The organism is Lysobacter sp. 22409, from assembly GCF_052045105.1.
Lineage (GTDB): Bacteria > Pseudomonadota > Gammaproteobacteria > Xanthomonadales > Xanthomonadaceae > Lysobacter > Lysobacter antibioticus_B.
The window spans coordinates 47,343-63,999 of record NZ_JBQEOE010000026.1 but is presented as its reverse complement, the minus strand read 5'-3'; the positions used below and the strand labels follow the sequence as shown (position 1 = coordinate 63,999).

Genomic DNA, 16,657 nt, shown 5'->3' with positions numbered 1-16,657 from the left:
ACCAAATTTTTCTTTCGTTTTATGCCTATCGCGACAAATTAAATTTCGTTTTCTACCGCCTAAGCAGAAACACATATTTGGATTGACGCTCCAAATCGCCCCTTGCTAGTGTTCCGCGGCTGGCAAGAAGCCAGCCCATCAAACCAGTATCAAGGAGCGCACAGTGAAGTCGAAGATGATCGTCGGTCCTATGTTAGTAGGCGGATTTATTGCCGCGGCCGCGACGGCCGCAATCGCGGGGGATTCGGTAATCCTCAATGGACGCAAGTACACCTGCACGAACACCTGCAGCGTGACCACGACCTCCACTGGCTATCGCGTCACCGATTGTTGCGGTGGTCGGGTATCGATGACCATCGAACCCACCCTGCCGCCGGAGTGAGCCATAACTTCACTGGGGTGTTCGACACCCTGACGTGAAGCATCCCGCCGGGCTCCCTTGGGAGTCCGGCACTCATCCAGAGGTCGACCGTGAAACTTCATCCGGCATTCGTCGTGTTTGCGGCAACTTTGCTCGTCGGTTGTTCCGACAAGGCAAGCCAGTCCCCAACGCCCTCCTCCCAAGTCCCGGCAGCGCAGGTCGCGCCCGACTCGAAAGATCCCACCAAGGCCAACAGCGCACCGGCCTTGGCCGATGGCACCAGCGGCACGAGCGGCACCGCTGCCGCAAGCGCACCGCCATCCGCTCCTCCGCCGTCGCCCTACCTCCCTGCGGAAAGCAAGCTGTTGGCCGATGGCGGGCTGGCTACCGAAAGAGCCGCCACGCTCCTGCAGTCCGATAAACAATTTCAACAAGCGGCCCGCCTGTTCGATCAAGGCGCCGCGAACAACCCCGAGGCTCACGACCTGGCGGCTCACTACAAGGCCGCCATTTCGCGAGGCCTCGGCGACAAGGCAGTGCTGCGGGATTTCTCCTGCGGCCTGAGCCTGTGCATCGGCTCGATGCGCACGAAATCCGCCGACGACTACACCGCCTGGTCCGAACGCTTCGCCAAAGACACCGGCGCACCGACCTACAGCTTTATGGAAACCACCAAGAAATTGAGCGAGGGCGAGTACGAGAGCCGGTTCGTGTTCTCGACCGACCCTGGCGCAAATTCCATGAGTGTCCCCGGCAAACCCCGCTAAGCCCTAAAAGCGATGCCGCCCTGAAGCAGCAGCCCGCTGGGAGCTGTTTCAGGGCGACAAGGCTATCGGGATCGGGTGTACCACGAAGATCGCGCCGGCAATGCCGGCGCGATCTGTTTCGTCAGAACTTATAGCCGACCGTGACGCTGTAGCTGCGGCCGAGGATGGTGGCGTAGTCGCTGGAGTCGCCGAGGAAGCTGTTCGGGTCGTAGAACGGCTGACGGTCGAACAGATTCTTGACGGTGAAACCGACGTTGAGCTTCTCGGTCGGACGCCAGGCCAGGCTCAGGTTAGCCGTCCACCAGGACGGCACACCGTCGCACTGCGCTTCCGGCACCGGCAGGAACCCGGCGGTACAGGTTTCCGGGTTGTTGTCCTCGGCATCGACGCGGTCCCAGGCCCACTTGGTGTGGCCGACGTAGTTGACGAAGAAGCTGGTGGTGAACTGGCGGTAGTTCCAATCGGCGTTTATGGTGGCGCGCAAACGCGGATTGCTGTGATAGCCCACGGTGTTGCCGTAGTACCAGCCGTTTTCGTCGTCGAGGTAGGCCTCCTTGCGGCGCGCGATGGTGGCGGCCACGCCGACGTTCAGGCTGCCCCACTCGCCCAGCGAGAAGCGGCTGCGGGCATCGATATCGAAGCCATCGACCAGGGTGCGGCCGCGGTTCTTGTACTGGCCGACGACGCTGGCCACGTTGCCGGCGCTATAGCCCGGCAAGGTGCCCGGACAGCTCACGCCACTGGCCGGGTCGGCGCACATCGCCGCCAACGCGGCTTGCGCGGCGCGGTCGGAATCGGTGATCGGCGAACGGGCCATCGACACGATGTCCTGTTCCTTGCTGAAGTCCGGTGCGGCGATTTCGTTGCGGCGATAGATGAACCAGTAATCGGCCGACACCGAGAGCCAGTCGAGCGGTTCGAACACGAAGCCCAAGGTGGCGATCTTGGCCTTCTCCGGCTCCAGGTCCTGGTTGGGCTGGGTCATGCGCGCCACGGTGCGGCTGCAGTCGGCATTGAGCAGCGAGTTGCCCAGGTCCACATCGCCGCCGCGGCGCGACTGGCGCAGCAGGTTGGCGATCGCGTTGGTCTCAGCGCAGCGCAGCTCGTCGCGGAAACCGCCGAGCTGGGCGAACACGCCGCCGGTACCGGCCTCGGCCAGGCTGGGAGCGCGGAAGCCTTCCGAGTAAGTACCGCGCAACAGCAACTGCGGCAGCACCTGATACTTCAAGCCGATCTTTGGCGCCAGGTTGGCGCTGAAATTCGGGTACTTGTCCACGCGCAGCGCAGCGTCGAGCTCCAACTTCTCGGTCAACGGCGCCACGGTCTCGGCGAACAAGGCATAGGTGTTGCGCTTGCCGTCGAACCACGAACCGCCCTGCTGGGTGATCAGGCCGTTGGCCGCGTCTGCGTTGCCCGGGGTGTAGAAGGTCTCGCGGCTGATGTTGAAGCCGAACGCCGCGCGCATTTCGCCGGCCGGCAGGTTGAACAGCGGACCTTCGATCTTGCCGTCCAGGGTATGCAGGCGAGTCCAGGACTGGATGTCGAAGGTCGGATAGGCCTCGCGCAGCAAGGCCGCGTTGGCTTCGCTGATCTCGCCGAACTTGTACGCCGGATGATCGGAGATGATCACGCGGCCGGTGCCCGGGTCGACGGTGAACGGACCGAAGGCTTTACGGAAGCCGTCCAGGTTGACGTTGATGGTCTGGTAAGTGACCGAGTGCGTACCGGCGGTGGCGAACGCGGTTTCCCAGTTCCAGTCGCCGATCGCGCCGCGCAGGCCGAACAGCCCGCGGTAGCTCTTGTCGGTGTTGCGCTGGCCGAAGTAGTTGTCGCCGACATCCTGCAACAGATACTGCAGGCCCACCACCCCGCCGTTGATCGCCTTGAGCTGGGGGCTGGCGTGGTTGTATTCGTTGTTCGGCCCCAGGAAGGGATAGCGGAACTGGTTGACCGTATTGCCGGTATTGCGCGAGAACCAACTGGTCGGGTTGCCGGTGGTGGTGCCGAACGAACGCGGCGTGCCGCCGTTGGCGCGCAGGTCGATGTCGGTGTAGGTCAGCTCGGCGAAGGCTTCGGTGCTTTCGCCGACCAGGAAATGAGCGTTGACGTAACCGGTCATGCGCTCGGTTTCGGCGCCCGCGTCGATCTCGTTGTTCATCCAGGTCTGCCAGATGCAACGCGGGCCGGCGGCTTCGCCGGTCAGCACGTTGTTGCAGCCCGGTGCGGGTTCCTGCACGCGCGCGCCGGTCCTGGGGTTGATGGCGAAGTAACTGCCGGGATTGAACACACCCGGCTTGCTGCCGGTGCCCAGGCGCAGGTTCTTCAGATAGTTCGGGTTGTTGACGTAGTACTGATCGGGGCGCTTGTCGTAGAAGTCGCTCAACGGAATCGCATCGCGGCGATACAGGTTGACCGAGGCGTAGACGTTGTAGCGATCCTTGTCGAGGTCGCCGAAGCCGGCGGTGATGCTGGCCTGGTGCTCACCGTAGGAATCGATGCGCGAGGATTTGTCGGTGGTCACGCTGACTTCCGCGCCCTGGTAGTTGCGCTTGGTGATCACGTTGATCACGCCGGCCACTGCGTCGGTGCCGTACACGGCCGAGGCGCCGTCGGTCAGCACCTCCATGCGCTCGATCGCCGCGGCGGGAATGGCGTCGATGTTGACGAACTGGGTCTGGAAGCCGGCCGGCGCGCCGTAGTACGACAGGCGGCGACCGTTCAACAACACCAAGGTGCCCTGCGCGCCGAGGCCGCGCAGGTTGGCCTGCGAAGCGCCATCCGAACCGGTGAACAAGGAGCGCGAATCCTGCTGCGCCGGACGCGCCGCCGGCAGGTTGTCGAGCACCTGCAGCAAGGTGCGCGCGCCCATGTTCTCGATGTCCTGCTTGCTGATGACCTGCACCGGCGAGGCGGTTTCCACGTCCAGGCGGCGGATATTGGAGCCGGTCACTTCGATGCGGGACAGCTCGGTGGTCTTGTCGGCGCTGTCGGTGCCGTTCGTGCTGCTCTGGCCATCCTGTGCGGCAGCGAAGGAAGCGTGGCCCAGCAGCGCGGCGGCGAGGGCCAACGACAGCGGGGTGGCGGTGATGCGGGATGGGCGATTGGCGCGTTGACGGCGCGGGCGGCGGCTTGCGGGCAACATCGGAACTCTCCTGGCGGATCTGCGGCGCGGATGGCGGACGAAAGGCAACAGCGATCCCGGGCCGCGGCCTGACGGCCGCAGTCGGTTGGAGCGGGGGGAGGAGCGGTGTACGCGTTCGGTGTTCGGCGTTACGTGTTCGAAGTTATGCGTCGGGTGTTCGGTGTACGTGTCGCGTGTTCGCTTGGTTCATGGCGGGAGGATGCTGGCGCTATCGCCCTCCTGGCCGATCAGCACGGCGTTGGCCCAGTTCGCACAGACCTGGGTGGGTTGGCTGCCTTGCGCGCCCAGCGTGCGCAGGCTCAAGGACGACAGGCCACGGATATCCAGCTCCGGCTTGACCACGCCGGGCGCTTTCACCAGGCCGCTGTCGTAGAGCAGGCGGCCGTCGCCCCAGACCTGGAATTGCAGGCCGCCGGCGGCGCGGCAAGCGTCGTCGATGCCGAGGTCGGCGCGCAGCAGACGCCACTGCCCTTGCAGGCGCAAGTCGATGCGGCTGCTCGGGCCGACGCCGAGGCCGCGGCGGAACAACAAGCCGTTCATGCGCAGCGCATCGTCGCCGCGGAAGGCGTGATCGGCGCGGACCTGATCGGCCAGCGCGGCCGGCAACGGCAGCTCGGAGAGATAGCGTTGCTGTGCCGGCCGCTCCGGTTCCTGGTGTTCGAGGATGTGGAAACTCGACAGCGCGATCGGGCCGACATCGCGCGGTTGCAGCGCGTCGACCGCGCGCGCCGCGCCGCCCTGGGCGGCGGTGACCATCGGATCGGTGGCCGAGGCGCCGTCGCCTTCGGGGTTCTGCACGCTGAGCACGCGGAAGCGCAGCAGCCGGCCGGCGCGGGCCGGGAAGTCGATGCGTTGCAGCTCCTGCTTGAGCTGCAGACGGCCGCGCGCGATCGGCTCGCCCCACTCGCCGTTGCTGTCGCCCAGGTACACCTCGTAGTCGCGCACCTGGCCGTGCTTCCAGTTTTTGTCGTTGCGCGGCGCCAACTCGATGCCGTCGATCAACTTGCGCTCGCCGAAACCGACGGTCCACTCGTGCGCGCCGGTGCGCACGGCCTGGTTGCGCACGCTGCGAAACCACGTTTTCGCATCGTCGTCGAAAGCGTTTTCGAGCGCGTGGCCGGGCTCTTCGGCCGGGCGATTGACCACCAGCAGGCCGTCGGCCGGCAACGCGCGGCCCTGCGCCGGCGCGGCCGGGAAGGCGTCGTCGGCGAGCGCCGCGGCGGTGGCGAAGTCCAGCGCGAACTCGAGCGGTTTGCGGATATCGCTGGCGGCGCTGCGCACGTGCACGCTGCCCTTGCGCTCAGCCGCATCGAAATACCAACCCTCCGCCGCCGCTTGCAGCGCGGCGGCATCGGCCAGCTGCGGCAGCGCACGGCCGTCCAGCGAGACCGCGCGCGGCGCCTGGCGGCTGAGCACGCGCAAGGCGTAGCGGCGCTGCGGCAACTGCCCTTGGTATTGCCCCTGCACTGCGTCGATGCGCACCGTCACCGGGCCGCTGCCCTGCGCCGGCGCCGTCATCTTTATCTGTTGCGTGCTCGACTCGCCCTGCTCATGGCGACGGGTGTTGCCGTCGTCTTCGTACAACGCGTACTGCGAATCGCCCTGCGGGTACAGATCGAAGGTGACCTCGTCGAGCGGCTTTTCGCCATCGAACAGCATCGCCGGGTACATCGGCAGGATCGCACCGGCGCGCACGAACAACGGCAAGGTGGCGAGGTCGACCTGGCGATCGAGATCGCGGCCGGCCGCGTCGGCCTGCACGCTGCGCCCGTCCCAATAGTCGAACCAGCGCCCGGCCGGCAGATGGATGCCGCGCCGCCAACCGCGGCTCGCGGCCTGGCTGCGGTAGACCGGCGCCACCAACAGGTCGCGACCGAGCAAGAACTGATACTTGTAGGCCTCGTCCTGCGCGTGCGGGTCCTGCGGGTAATCCCACATCAGCCCGCGCACCGGCGGTGCGCCGGTCTGCGCGGCCTGCTGCGCCAGGCCGTACATGTACGGCGTCAGGCGCATCTTCAATTTCAGGTAATCGCGATTGATGCTGCGGTACGGCTCGTCGAACCACCACGGGTGCTTGCGCGCATTCGACGACCAGCCCGACATGCCCATCAACACCGGCGTGAAGGCCTTCCACTGCAGGTCGCGGGTGTAGGTCTCGGCGCTGCCGCCGAAGATCGCGTCGACGTCGCCGGTGGCATAGGCCATGCCCGACAGGCCCGAGCCGATCAAGGTCGGCACGTGCCAGCGGATGTAGTCCCAGCTCGCGCTCTGGTCGCCGGTCCAGGCCACGGCATAACGCTGGATGCCGGCCCAGCCCATCACCGTCCACAGGAACGGGCGCGAATCGGAGTTGTGCAGGATGCCGTTGAACGCCGATTGATTGGCGTCCATGGCGAATTGATAACCCTTGCCGGTCCACGCCACGTCGAGCTTCTGCACCCGGCTGCCGGCGGTGCCGACTTCCCAGGCGATCTTGTCGACGCCGTTCTCGGTCCACAGGCCGGTGCGGAAACCGTACTTGGCCAGGCCCTTCACCGTTTCGGGCAATTGCTTGTAGCCGCAGCCGTAGCCGTCGTTCGGCAGGATCCAGCCGCCGGGCATGTCGTGTTCGCGGTACTGGCGCGCCACGCTTTCGACCACGTCCGGCGTGGTGCCGGTGGCGCCGTCGTGCCAGCCTTCCGGCACGGTGCCGGGCTTCTTGCCGTTGTCGCCATCGTTGTAGCAATCGGCGTCGCCGTACGACAGCGCCCAGCGCGCCAGCAGGCCGGGACGGCCGGTCAAACGGGTGTAGCGCTCGAGCAAGCGCGGCAAATCGCCGACGAAGTAATAAGCGTCGAAGCGGTCTTCGCGGTGCAACAAGGTGGTCTGATCGGGTTGCCGCAGGTCGTAGCTGCCGTCGCTCCAGGTATTGCGCAACATGCCCCAGCCGCGCGAGCTCAGCAGCATCGGCGCCGGGCTGGGGCGGTCGCCCTCCTCCCAACCGCCGGAGTAAGACACTTCCAACTCGCGGCCCTTGAATTGATAGCGGCCGTTCTGCTGACCGCCGCCGTAGAAGGCTTCGTCGGCCTGCGAAGACAGCACTTGCACGCTTTGCGCCGCGTCCAGGTCGAGCGGCTGCAATTCCTGCCACAGCGGCGTACTGCGCTCGCCGTCGATCCGCTCCAGCCGCAGCTTCAGCGGTTGCCGCTGCACATGCAGCACCAGCGCGCCGGTGCGCACCCGCACTTCGGCTGCGTCTTCTTCCAGGCTCGCGTCGATCTTGGCTGCCGGCTGCGGCAACACGATCGGCGCGGCCTTGTCGCCGGCCGGCGCCAACTTGCCGCGGCGCCCCGCCTGCACGCGCACGATGTCGTCGGCCAGCACCTCGATGCGCAGCAGGCTGCCAGTGTCGGTGCTCAGCTCCCAGCTCGGCGTCGCGCCGGTGCCGGCGCGGACCGCACGCAGGTTGCCGACGGGCTCGGCCGCGGCCGGCAACGCCGACGCCATCAGCGCAGCCAGGATCGCAATCGACAGTCGCGGACGACACACGCGGAATTCCACCTTGCCCCCAGGCCCGCTCGGCGGGCTTCGAAATGTGCTGCGGCCGACTCTAGGGCAGGCTTTCGAAAGCTGTCAATGAATTGAAAGAAAAAAGGAAGAATTTATTTTATAAAACGAAAGTTTGTGCGATGCAATACTTTCCAAACCGGCCGAAAACCCCTGTTAATACCGCAACGAAAGCCCATACGATCGAATCTTTCGTTTTGATTCCGTGGCACCGATCACTGCACGAACTTGGTCTATTTCTTTTGTTTTACTTTCGATAATTGACTTTCCGAAAGAAAACACAGATCGTGCCCTCGCTCAACAGGAATCATCCATGGACGTCACCCCGCTCTCCGACTCCTCCGCCTGGCAGCGCCTGGGCGGAGCCGACACCGCCGCCGAGATCGCCCAGCAACCGGCCCTGTGGAATCGCCTGGCCGAGGATCTGGCGCAGGCCAGCGAACGCGTGCAGGCTTTTCTTGGCGACTGCTTGAACGATCCGCGCCAGCGCGTGCTGTTCACCGGCGCCGGCAGCTCGGGCTTCATCGCCGACCTGGTCGCCGATCGCATCAACGCGCAATGGCCGGCCGAAACCCGCGCGGTGCACACCACCAGCCTGCTCACCCATCCTGCGCTGTACTTGCAACGCGACCGCCCGACCCTGCTGGTGTCCTTCGCCCGCAGCGGCTCCAGCCCGGAGAGCGTGGCCGCGGTCGAACTGGTGCGCGCCGAAGTCGAGCACGCGCGCTTTCTCGACATCACCTGCAACCCCGAGGGCGAACTGGCCCGTCGCGGCGCCGGCCGCGAGGACACCTGCACCCTGCTGATGCCGGCCGACAGTTGCGACCGCGCCTTCGCCATGACCAGCAGCCTGAGCTGCATGCTGTTGACGGCGCTGAGCGTGTTCGACACCGCGCCCTGGCCGCAGCGCATCGAGCGCCTGCCGCAACTGGCCGCGTTGGCGCACGAGGGCCTGGCGCAATGGGACGCGCCCGCCGCGGCGCTGGCGCAACGCTCGTTCAACCGCGTCATCTATCTGGCCAGCGGCCCGCTCGAAGCGCTGGCGCGCGAAGCCGCGCTGAAGCTGCTCGAACTCACCGCCGGCCGCGTGCTCGCTTTGGCCAACACGCCGCTGGGCTTCCGCCACGGCCCCAAATCCACGCTCGACGGCGACACCCTGGTGGTGGTGGTGCGCAGCGCCCACGCCTTGGCGCGCCGTTACGAGCAGGACCTGCTCGACGAACTGCGCCGCGACGGCATCGCCGGACAAGTGCTGGCGATCGGCCCGCATGCCGACATCGGCGCCGACGACGACCACAGCTTGCGCGTGCCGCCGTTCGACGACACCTGGCTGGCGCCGGTGTGGCTGACGTTCGCGCAGATGTACGCGCTGCAGCGTTCGGCCTCGCTCGGTCTGACCCCCGACAATCCCTTCCCGGACGGCACCGTCAACCGGGTGGTCAAGGGCGTCACCATCCACCATGGCTGAAGCGCCCATGGCTGAAACTTCGGTCCCCGCGATTTGCTACGGCATCGACATCGGCGGCACCAAGATCGAACTGGTCGCCTGCGATGCCGCGTTGGAGGTGCGCCATCGCCGGCGCATCGCCACGCCGCAAGGCGATTACGCCGGTTTCCTGGCCGCACTCGAAGCGTTGATCGCCGCGGCCGACGCCGAGCTCGGACTCGTCGACACTCCGATCGGCATCGCCCTGCCCGGGGTGCGCGACCGCCGCAGCGGCCGCCAACTCAGCGCCAACGTACCGGCACTGACCGGCGAAAGTGTCGCCGCCGACCTGCAAGCGCGGCTGCGCCGGCCGCTGCACTTCGGCAACGATCTGCAATGCTTCGCTTTATCCGAAGCCCACGGCGGCGCCGCCGAGGGTTACCCGAGCATGTTCGGCGCGATTCTCGGCACCGGCGCCGGCGGCGGTTATTGCCTGCACGGCCGGCTGGTGGTCGGTTTCAACGGCCTGGCCGGCGAATGGGGCCACTGGAGCGTGCCGGCGCATCTGCTGCAGCGCCACGGCCTGCCCGTGCTCGACTGCGCCTGCGGCCTGCGCGGCTGTATCGAACGCTATGTCTCGGGCAGCGGCCTGGTCGCACTGCATCACCACTTCGGTGGCGAGGCCGTCGATGCCGGCGCGGTGATCGCCCGGGCCGAAGCCGGCGATGCACGTGCGCGCGAAGTGCTGGCCATCCATCTGGACCTGCTCGGCCACAGCCTGGCGGCCTTGGTGTTGGCGCTGGACCCGCACGTGATCGTGCTCGGCGGCGGCCTGTCGCAGCACGCCCCGCTGTACGACGTGCTGCCGTCCGCGGTCGCCGCGCATTTGTTCATCGGAGTGCAGGTGCCGCCGATCGTGCCGCCGCGCTTCGGCGATGCCGGCGGCGCCCGCGGCGCCGCCCTGCTCGCCTGGCCGTCGGCGCTGTCCTGAGTTCGCTTGCCTGAGGGCTGGTTTGTTTGAGTGCTGGTTTGTCTGGGTGCCGGTTTTTCTAAGTTCTGGCTTGTCTGAGTTCCGCCTCGTCCTGAGTCGCGTTGGAGTTACCCCATGTCGCCCGTGCAATCGCTGATCGCCTCCCACCGCCAAGGCCGCAACGTCGGTCTGTACAGCGTGTGCTGCAGCAACGAACTGGTGCTGCGCGCCGCCATGGACGTGGCCCATCGTCACGGCACCTTGCTGCTGATCGAAGCGACCTCGAACCAGGTCGACCAGTTCGGCGGCTACACCGGCATGACCCCGCCGCAATACCGCGACTACGTGCTGGCACTGGCGCGCGAAGAAGGCTTCCCGGCCGACCGCCTGGTGCTCGGCGGCGACCACCTCGGCCCCAACGCCTGGCAGAAGCGCCCGTCCGAGGAAGCGATGGCGCATGCGCGCGTGCTCATCGAAGCCTACGTGGCCGCCGGCTTCCACAAGATCCATCTGGACTGCAGCATGTCCTGCGCCGACGATCCCACGCCGCTGCCGGATGCGACCGTCGCCGCGCGCTCGGCCGAACTGGCGCGCATCGCCGAACGCACCGCCGCCGAACACGGCCTGCCGCCGCCGGTGTACGTGATCGGTACCGAAGTGCCGGTGCCTGGTGGCGAAGCCTCGCTCGCAGGCGGTCTCGCGGTAACCACGCCGCAAGCGGCCGAACAGACGCTGGCCATTCATCGCCAGGCCTTCGCCGCACCGGATTTGGCCATCGCCTGGGAGCGGGTAATCGCGATGGTGGTGCAGCCCGGGGTCGACTTCGACCACAGCAGCGTGCACGACTACGACCCGGTCGCAGCCGAAGCCCTGGCCGACTTCCTCGAACGCCAGCCGCGCATCGTGTTCGAAGCGCACTCCACCGATTACCAACGCGAAGACGGCCTGCACGCGCTCGTGCGCGACCACTTCGCCATCCTCAAGGTCGGCCCGGCCGCCACCTTCGCCTACCGCGAGGCGCTGTTCGCGCTGGCCGCGATCGAGGCCGAACTGCTGCCTTCGGAGCAATGCTCGGAGCTGCCGCAGGTGTTGGAGCGCTGCATGCTCGACAACCCGAAGCACTGGCAGCAGCACTACCACGGCGACGAACGCGACTTGCACCTGCTGCGCCTGTACGCACTCAGCGACCGCTGCCGCTACTACTGGGGCGAGCCGGCCCTGGTCGCCGCCGTGCAGCGCCTGTTCGACAACCTGCGCGCGCATGCGCCGCCGGCGTTCCTGCTCAGCCAATACCTGCCCGAGCAATACCGCGCGGTGCGAGCCGGCACCCTGGCGAACACTCCGGAAGCGCTGGTCCGCCACCGCATCGGCCTGTGCCTGGACGAATACGCCCGCGCCTGTTCGGCGAACACTGCCGGCGAGCGTGCCGTCGGCGAGCGCGCGCCCGCCAACGCCGTCGCTGCGGCGAACGGCTAATCTTCGGTTTTTTCCTGCGGATCGAGAGATGGCCATACGCAATACCCGCTCCCGCCGACAGCAGATCCTGCAGTGCCTGATCGAACGCGGGTCGGTGCAGGTGGCCGAGTTGGTCGAGCGCTTCGACGTGTCGGCCGTGACCATCCGCGCCGACCTCAGCCATATCGAATCGCAGGGCTTGGCGACCCGCACCCACGGCGGCGCCAACCTGGTGCGCACGCCGCCGCAGGAACAGGACATCCACGAGAAGGACGCGCTGAACCTGCCGCTGAAGGAATCCATCGGCGCGCGCGCCGCGCAGCTGGTGCAGGCCGGCGACAACATCATCATCGACTCCGGCTCGACCACCATGACCCTGGCCCGCCACCTGCGCGGCCATCGCGACGTCACGGTGATGACCAACGGCCTGAACATCGCCTGGGAACTGGCCAACGCCCCCGGCGTCGACGTGCTGCTCACCGGCGGCCTGCTGCGCAAGCAATCGCTGTCGCTGCAGGGCAGCCAGGCCGAGGCCAGCCTTACCGCCTACAGCTTCGACACCCTGTTCCTCGGCGTGGACGGCCTGGACCTGCAGTTCGGCCTGACCACCCACGATGAAGCCGAAGCGCGCCTCAACCACCGCATGGTCGAGCGTGCGCGCCGCATCGTGGTCCTGACCGACGCCTCCAAATTCGGCCGCGTCAGCCTGCACCGCATCGCTCACCTCAACCAGGTCCACGCCATCATCACCGACGCCGGCATCGACGACCGCTACCGCGAAGGCCTGCAGCAACTGGGCATCGAATTGATCATCGCCGAGCCGCAACCGTGACCGAACTGCACCGCCTGCAAGGCCGCATCCTGACCCCCGAGGGTTGGCGCCGCGGACGCATCAGCTTCGACCACAAAATCCGTGCGATCGACGAAGCGGCTATCGAAGCAGGCGCGATCGACGGCATCAGCGGCGACGAAGCCATCGTCCTGCCCGGCTTCATCGACCTGCACGTGCACGGCGCCGCGGGCGTCGACCTGATGCAAGGCGGCGACGCCGCGCGCACCATCGCGCGCACTCACGTGCGCCACGGCACCACTGCCTTGCTGGGCACCACGATGACCGCCGCCGAGGCCGACATCGTCCACGCCCTGCGCGGCCTGGCCACGGCCATCGCCGAACCCGACCCGGACGCGGCGCAGATACTCGGCGTACACCTGGAAGGCCCCTTCATCAGCCCGCAGCGCCTCGGCGCGCAGCCGCCGCTGACCGTCGAAGCCACCTTCGAATCCGTGCAACGCCTGCACGCGCTGGCGCCGATCCGCGTACTGACCCTCGCACCGGAAATCGGCCGCCACACCGAACTGATCCCGCTGTTGAACACGCTCGGCATCCGCGTCCAGATCGGCCATAGCGCCGGCACCTACGAAGAAGGCCTGGCCGCACTGCGCGCCGGCGCCGCCGGCTTCACCCACCTGTTCAACGGCATGACCGGCGTCGACCACTACAAACCCGGCATCGCCGCGGCCGCCCTCGCCCACGCCGAATACGCCGAACTGATCCCCGACCTGCAGCACGTGCACCCCGGCGCCATCCGCCTCGCCGTGCGCGCCATCCCGCGCCTGTACGCCGTCACCGACGCCACCGCCGCCACCGGCATGCCCGACGGCGAATACGCACTCGGCTCGCAACGCGTGCACAAATGCCTCGGCTGCGTGCGCCTCGCCAGCGGCTCGCTCGCCGGCAGCGCACTCACGATGGATCAGGCCCTGCGCAACCTGGTCGAAGTAGGCCTGGACCTCGCCGACGCCGCGCATCGCGTCTCGACTTTCCCTGCCGATTACCTGGGCCTGAGCGACCGCGGCCGCTTGGAGCCCGGCGCTTGCGCGGACTTGGTGGTGCTGGATTCGCAGTTGCGGGTGGTGCAGGTGGTGGTTGCCGGGCGGACTATCAGGCTGGCTTGATCGCTCCCCTGCCCCCAACTGCTTCGCGTTTCAAGCGGGCGCCTCCAGCGGCAGCGCGAGGTGGATTACTTGGCGACCGATTACTGCGAGCGAGCGAAACTGAGTGCGGTCGCGCAAACAATCCGGCGTGGGAGGATCGTCTTGAAAGAAGACAGAGACCCCTGGTATGGCCGGAGTGCATTTACCGGGAAGCGACACAAAAAATCGGCGCCCACCAAGGGCGCCGAGTAGGAAGAAGTTGGAGGGCGGGCGAAGCGTTGCCCGCCCCCCCCGACCTTTCGCTGCCGGTCAGGGCAAGGTGTTCAAGGTCGCCCGCACCGGCCTTGAGAAGATGAAACCATCGTGCCGGTCCCAATTGATCGACCAGGTCATGACGCCACGGAAGCTGGGGTAGGCCTGCTGGGGCCGGATGGTTCCGCAACTCTGCAGCCGTGTCAGGCAATTCAGAGCATTGGCGATCGTGGTCTGCGACGCCAGCCCGCTGTTGGCCGAGGAAGGTCCCGAGGGCAGTCCGAACGCCACCTGGTCCGGCCGCAGGCCGTTGAACACGACGCCGGTGTTGTTATTGGTCCTGAACCCCTCGATCAGCATCAGGCTGGCACCGACCAGCATGTCGACCGAACCCTCGGGCAAGCCGTTCTGGCTGTACGGCGAATACAGCGCGCCGTTGTTGTAGTACTGCACGTGGATCAGGTCCAGCTCCTGGCGCAGTCCGTCGATGATCGGCAGATAGGCGCCCCAGATCCCGCTGTACGCAGCAAAGCCGCCCTGGACATACGGGTGCTCGGGCGCCATCGACAGGTAGAACGAGGGACCGATGCGCGTATTGAGCTGCTTGATGGCCGTGACCAGGTTGGTCTGCACAGCCGCGCCGTGGTAGACGCCCGCGCCGCTTTCCAGGTCGATGTCCACGCCGTCGAAACCGTAGTAGCGGATCAAGTCCTCCATGCTGTTGACGAAGTTGGCGACCTGCGTCGCATTGTTCAGGGTCACCGTGCCGTTCTGGCCGCCCAGCGACAGCACGACCTTCTTGCCACGCGCGCGCGCCGCGGCCACGTCGGCCCTGAACTGCGCTTCGGTTCCGGCGCCCGGATCGGCCGTGAAACTGACGGCGCCGTTGCCCGCATCGTCGCCGAAGGCAACCACGATGACGTCGAAGTCATTGGAGACCTGGCTGATCGGGAAGGTGGGGCCGGATGGATTGCTGAAGTTGTGCCAGTAGCCCACCAGCGCATGGCGCGGCAAGCTGTTGTCGCCACCGGCGCTGGTGGTCGCGCTGATCTGCGTGCCTTGTGCCGAGGCGTTGCCGGCGTTGTCGCGGGCGCGCACGCGGAAGGTGTAGGCCGTGGATGCGGCCAGGCCGGTGTTGCTGAAGGACGTACCGGCAGGCGAGCCGACCAGCGTGCCATTACGGTAGACGTCGTAGCCGGCGACGCCGCTGCCGCCCGCGTTGTCGGTGGAAGCGTTCCAGCTCAGGTTGACGCTGGACGACGTCACCGACGTCGCGACCAGTCCCGCCGGCACGCTGGGCGGGGTGGTATCGGGCGTCCCGGAATTGACGGTGATGTTGGCCGCGGCCGACGTAGTGGTGGCGCCCTCGTTGTCGGTAGCGACCGCAGTGATCGCGTAGCTGCCCGCGGCCGCATTGGCCCAGCTCGCGCTGTAGGGGGACGTGGTATCGATGCCGAGCGAGGTGCTGCCACGGAAGAACTGCACCTGGGCGACGGTGCCGTTGGCATCGGCGGCATTCGCCGTAGCGGTGATGGTGGCACCTGCGGTGAAGGTCGCGCCGTTCGCCGGTGCGGTCAACGCGACCGTTGGCGGCTGATTGCCGCCAACACTGCAGGCACCCAGATCCTGGTAATAGCCGCAACTGGGGCAGTGCGTGGGCGGTGTATTCCAGATCGACATAGTCGCCTGGTACAGCCGCCCCTGATAGACGAGCTTGCTGCCTGCGTTATAGATGGTGGCCGCATTCCATTCGGCGATCCCCGCGCAGCTGACGCTCTGCGCGCGCGCGGGCGAAAGCCAGGCCGCCAGCAAAACGCCGGACAGCAAGATTCCTGTCAATCGGATGCTCATTAGGTGTGTTCTCCAGATACCTGGTGGATAGGGAAGGAGGCGGGCGCGGAAGCGCCGACCTTTTCGAGCCACGCGGCAAACCTGTTGCGGCGCGGCCGTTCCCCCCAGAGAACAATGACGATCGTTGTGCGGTCAGTTGTTGATCCGCGCAGTGCGCTGCATGCATGTGCAGCGCTATAGGACGCTGCCGACTGTGGTGCGCGACGACCCGCGTGTCAAGTCGCCCATTTCCGATTAATGCGGTGATCGTCACGGTGATGACAACGGTTTGAACATCGCATGGGAACTGGCCGATGCCTCGGGCCTGGGCGCGCTGCTCACCCGCGGACTGCTGCGCAAGCAATCGCTGTCGCTGCAGAACAGCCAGGCCGAGGCCAGCTTCACCGCTTACTGTTTCAACGGGCATGACCGGCGTCGACCACTACAAACCCGGCATCGCCGCGGCCGCCCTTGCCCATGCCGAATAGGCCGAACTGATTCGCGACCTGCAGCATGTGTACCCCGGCGCGATCTACCTCGCCGTGCGCGCCACCCCGCGCCTGTACGCCGTCACCGACGCCACCAGCATGCCCGACGGTGAATGCGCACTGGGCTCCCAGCTCGTACACAAATGCCTCGGCCGAGTGCGCCTCGCCAGCGGCTCGCTCGCCGGCAGCGCACTGACGATGGATCAGGCACTACGCAACCTGGTCGAAGTCGGCTTGGACCTCGCCGACGCCGCGCATCACGTATCGACCTACCCGGCCAACTAACCTGGGCCTGAGGGACCGCGGTCGCCTGGAGCCTAGAGCTTGCGTGGACTTGGTGATGTTGGATTCGCAGTTGCGGATAGTGGACGGGGCGGGCTGTCGTCGATCTCTCCTAATTCGACCACGCGCCCGACCGCTTCGCCTGTATTGAACGTTTGAAGCGGAAGCGTGATGCTGATGGCTCAGCCGTCGAACGTCGCTCC

General features: G+C 66.7%; 10 protein-coding genes and 2 pseudogenes. 9 read left to right on the top strand and 3 right to left on the bottom strand.

The window, feature by feature from the left end:
- Positions 1–163: 163 nt before the first annotated feature.
- Together ACTJJK_RS14280 and ACTJJK_RS14275 are read left to right on the top strand one after the other, a co-directional pair.
- A complete protein-coding gene (locus tag ACTJJK_RS14280; protein ID WP_144436320.1) occupies positions 164–382 on the top strand; it encodes a hypothetical protein in 219 nt (72 codons plus the stop codon).
- An 89-nt stretch (positions 383–471) separates the two neighbouring features.
- The gene (locus ACTJJK_RS14275) at positions 472–1,128 is read left to right on the top strand and encodes a hypothetical protein (protein WP_440730556.1); all 657 of its coding nucleotides are present in this window, start codon (positions 472–474) and stop codon (positions 1,126–1,128) included.
- Positions 1,129–1,249: 121 nt separating this feature from the next.
- Here the strand turns inward: ACTJJK_RS14275 and ACTJJK_RS14270 are convergent, their stop codons facing one another.
- Positions 1,250–4,201, bottom strand: a complete 2,952-nt coding sequence (locus ACTJJK_RS14270) for a TonB-dependent receptor domain-containing protein (protein ID WP_235186236.1) — start codon at positions 4,199–4,201, stop codon at positions 1,250–1,252.
- Positions 4,202–4,456: 255 nt separating this feature from the next.
- Positions 4,457–7,756 (bottom strand): TIM-barrel domain-containing protein, encoded by a 3,300-nt coding sequence (locus ACTJJK_RS14265; protein WP_440730565.1) that lies wholly within the window; start codon positions 7,754–7,756, stop codon positions 4,457–4,459.
- A gap of 373 nt (positions 7,757–8,129) precedes the next feature.
- Between ACTJJK_RS14265 and ACTJJK_RS14260 the strand changes: the two genes are divergently transcribed.
- The 5 genes from ACTJJK_RS14260 to nagA all read left to right on the top strand — a co-directional run bounded on the left by ACTJJK_RS14260 (position 8,130) and on the right by nagA (position 13,623).
- Positions 8,130–9,284 (top strand): SIS domain-containing protein, encoded by a 1,155-nt coding sequence (locus ACTJJK_RS14260; RefSeq protein ID WP_440730555.1) that lies wholly within the window; start codon positions 8,130–8,132, stop codon positions 9,282–9,284.
- Between the two features lie 7 nt (positions 9,285–9,291).
- The gene (locus ACTJJK_RS14255; protein ID WP_223621253.1) at positions 9,292–10,233 is read left to right on the top strand and encodes an ROK family protein; all 942 of its coding nucleotides are present in this window, start codon (positions 9,292–9,294) and stop codon (positions 10,231–10,233) included.
- A gap of 114 nt (positions 10,234–10,347) precedes the next feature.
- Positions 10,348–11,688, top strand: coding sequence for a D-tagatose-bisphosphate aldolase, class II, non-catalytic subunit (locus ACTJJK_RS14250; protein WP_440730554.1), 1,341 nt, complete (start codon positions 10,348–10,350; stop codon positions 11,686–11,688).
- Positions 11,689–11,722: 34 nt separating this feature from the next.
- Complete coding sequence (locus ACTJJK_RS14245; RefSeq protein ID WP_223621270.1) at positions 11,723–12,499, top strand: DeoR family transcriptional regulator; 777 nt, start codon at positions 11,723–11,725, stop codon at positions 12,497–12,499.
- The gene (gene nagA / locus ACTJJK_RS14240) at positions 12,496–13,623 is read left to right on the top strand and encodes an N-acetylglucosamine-6-phosphate deacetylase (RefSeq protein ID WP_440730553.1); all 1,128 of its coding nucleotides are present in this window, start codon (positions 12,496–12,498) and stop codon (positions 13,621–13,623) included. The genes ACTJJK_RS14245 and nagA overlap by 4 nt, the downstream gene beginning before the upstream one ends.
- 288 nt (positions 13,624–13,911) lie before the next feature.
- Here the strand turns inward: nagA and ACTJJK_RS14235 are convergent, their stop codons facing one another.
- Positions 13,912–15,705, bottom strand: a complete 1,794-nt coding sequence (locus tag ACTJJK_RS14235; protein ID WP_440730552.1) for an Ig-like domain-containing protein — start codon at positions 15,703–15,705, stop codon at positions 13,912–13,914.
- A gap of 262 nt (positions 15,706–15,967) precedes the next feature.
- Here ACTJJK_RS14235 and ACTJJK_RS14230 point away from each other — a divergent pair.
- Both ACTJJK_RS14230 and ACTJJK_RS14225 read left to right on the top strand, forming a co-directional pair.
- Positions 15,968–16,105 (top strand): annotated as a pseudogene (locus tag ACTJJK_RS14230) (DeoR family transcriptional regulator); the annotation flags it as partial.
- A 1-nt stretch (position 16,106) separates the two neighbouring features.
- Positions 16,107–16,605 (top strand): annotated as a pseudogene (locus tag ACTJJK_RS14225) (hypothetical protein); the annotation flags it as partial.
- Positions 16,606–16,657 lie beyond the last annotated feature (52 nt).

Coding starts and splice junctions, on each gene's coding strand:
- ACTJJK_RS14265 (WP_440730565.1), bottom strand. CDS start 7,756: ATGGCGTCGGCGTTGCCGGCCGCGGCCGAGCCCGTCGGCAACCTGCGT.
- ACTJJK_RS14260 (WP_440730555.1), top strand. CDS start 8,130: ATGGACGTCACCCCGCTCTCCGACTCCTCCGCCTGGCAGCGCCTGGGC.
- ACTJJK_RS14255 (WP_223621253.1), top strand. CDS start 9,292: ATGGCTGAAACTTCGGTCCCCGCGATTTGCTACGGCATCGACATCGGC.
- ACTJJK_RS14250 (WP_440730554.1), top strand. CDS start 10,348: ATGTCGCCCGTGCAATCGCTGATCGCCTCCCACCGCCAAGGCCGCAAC.
- ACTJJK_RS14235 (WP_440730552.1), bottom strand. CDS start 15,705: ATGAGCATCCGATTGACAGGAATCTTGCTGTCCGGCGTTTTGCTGGCG.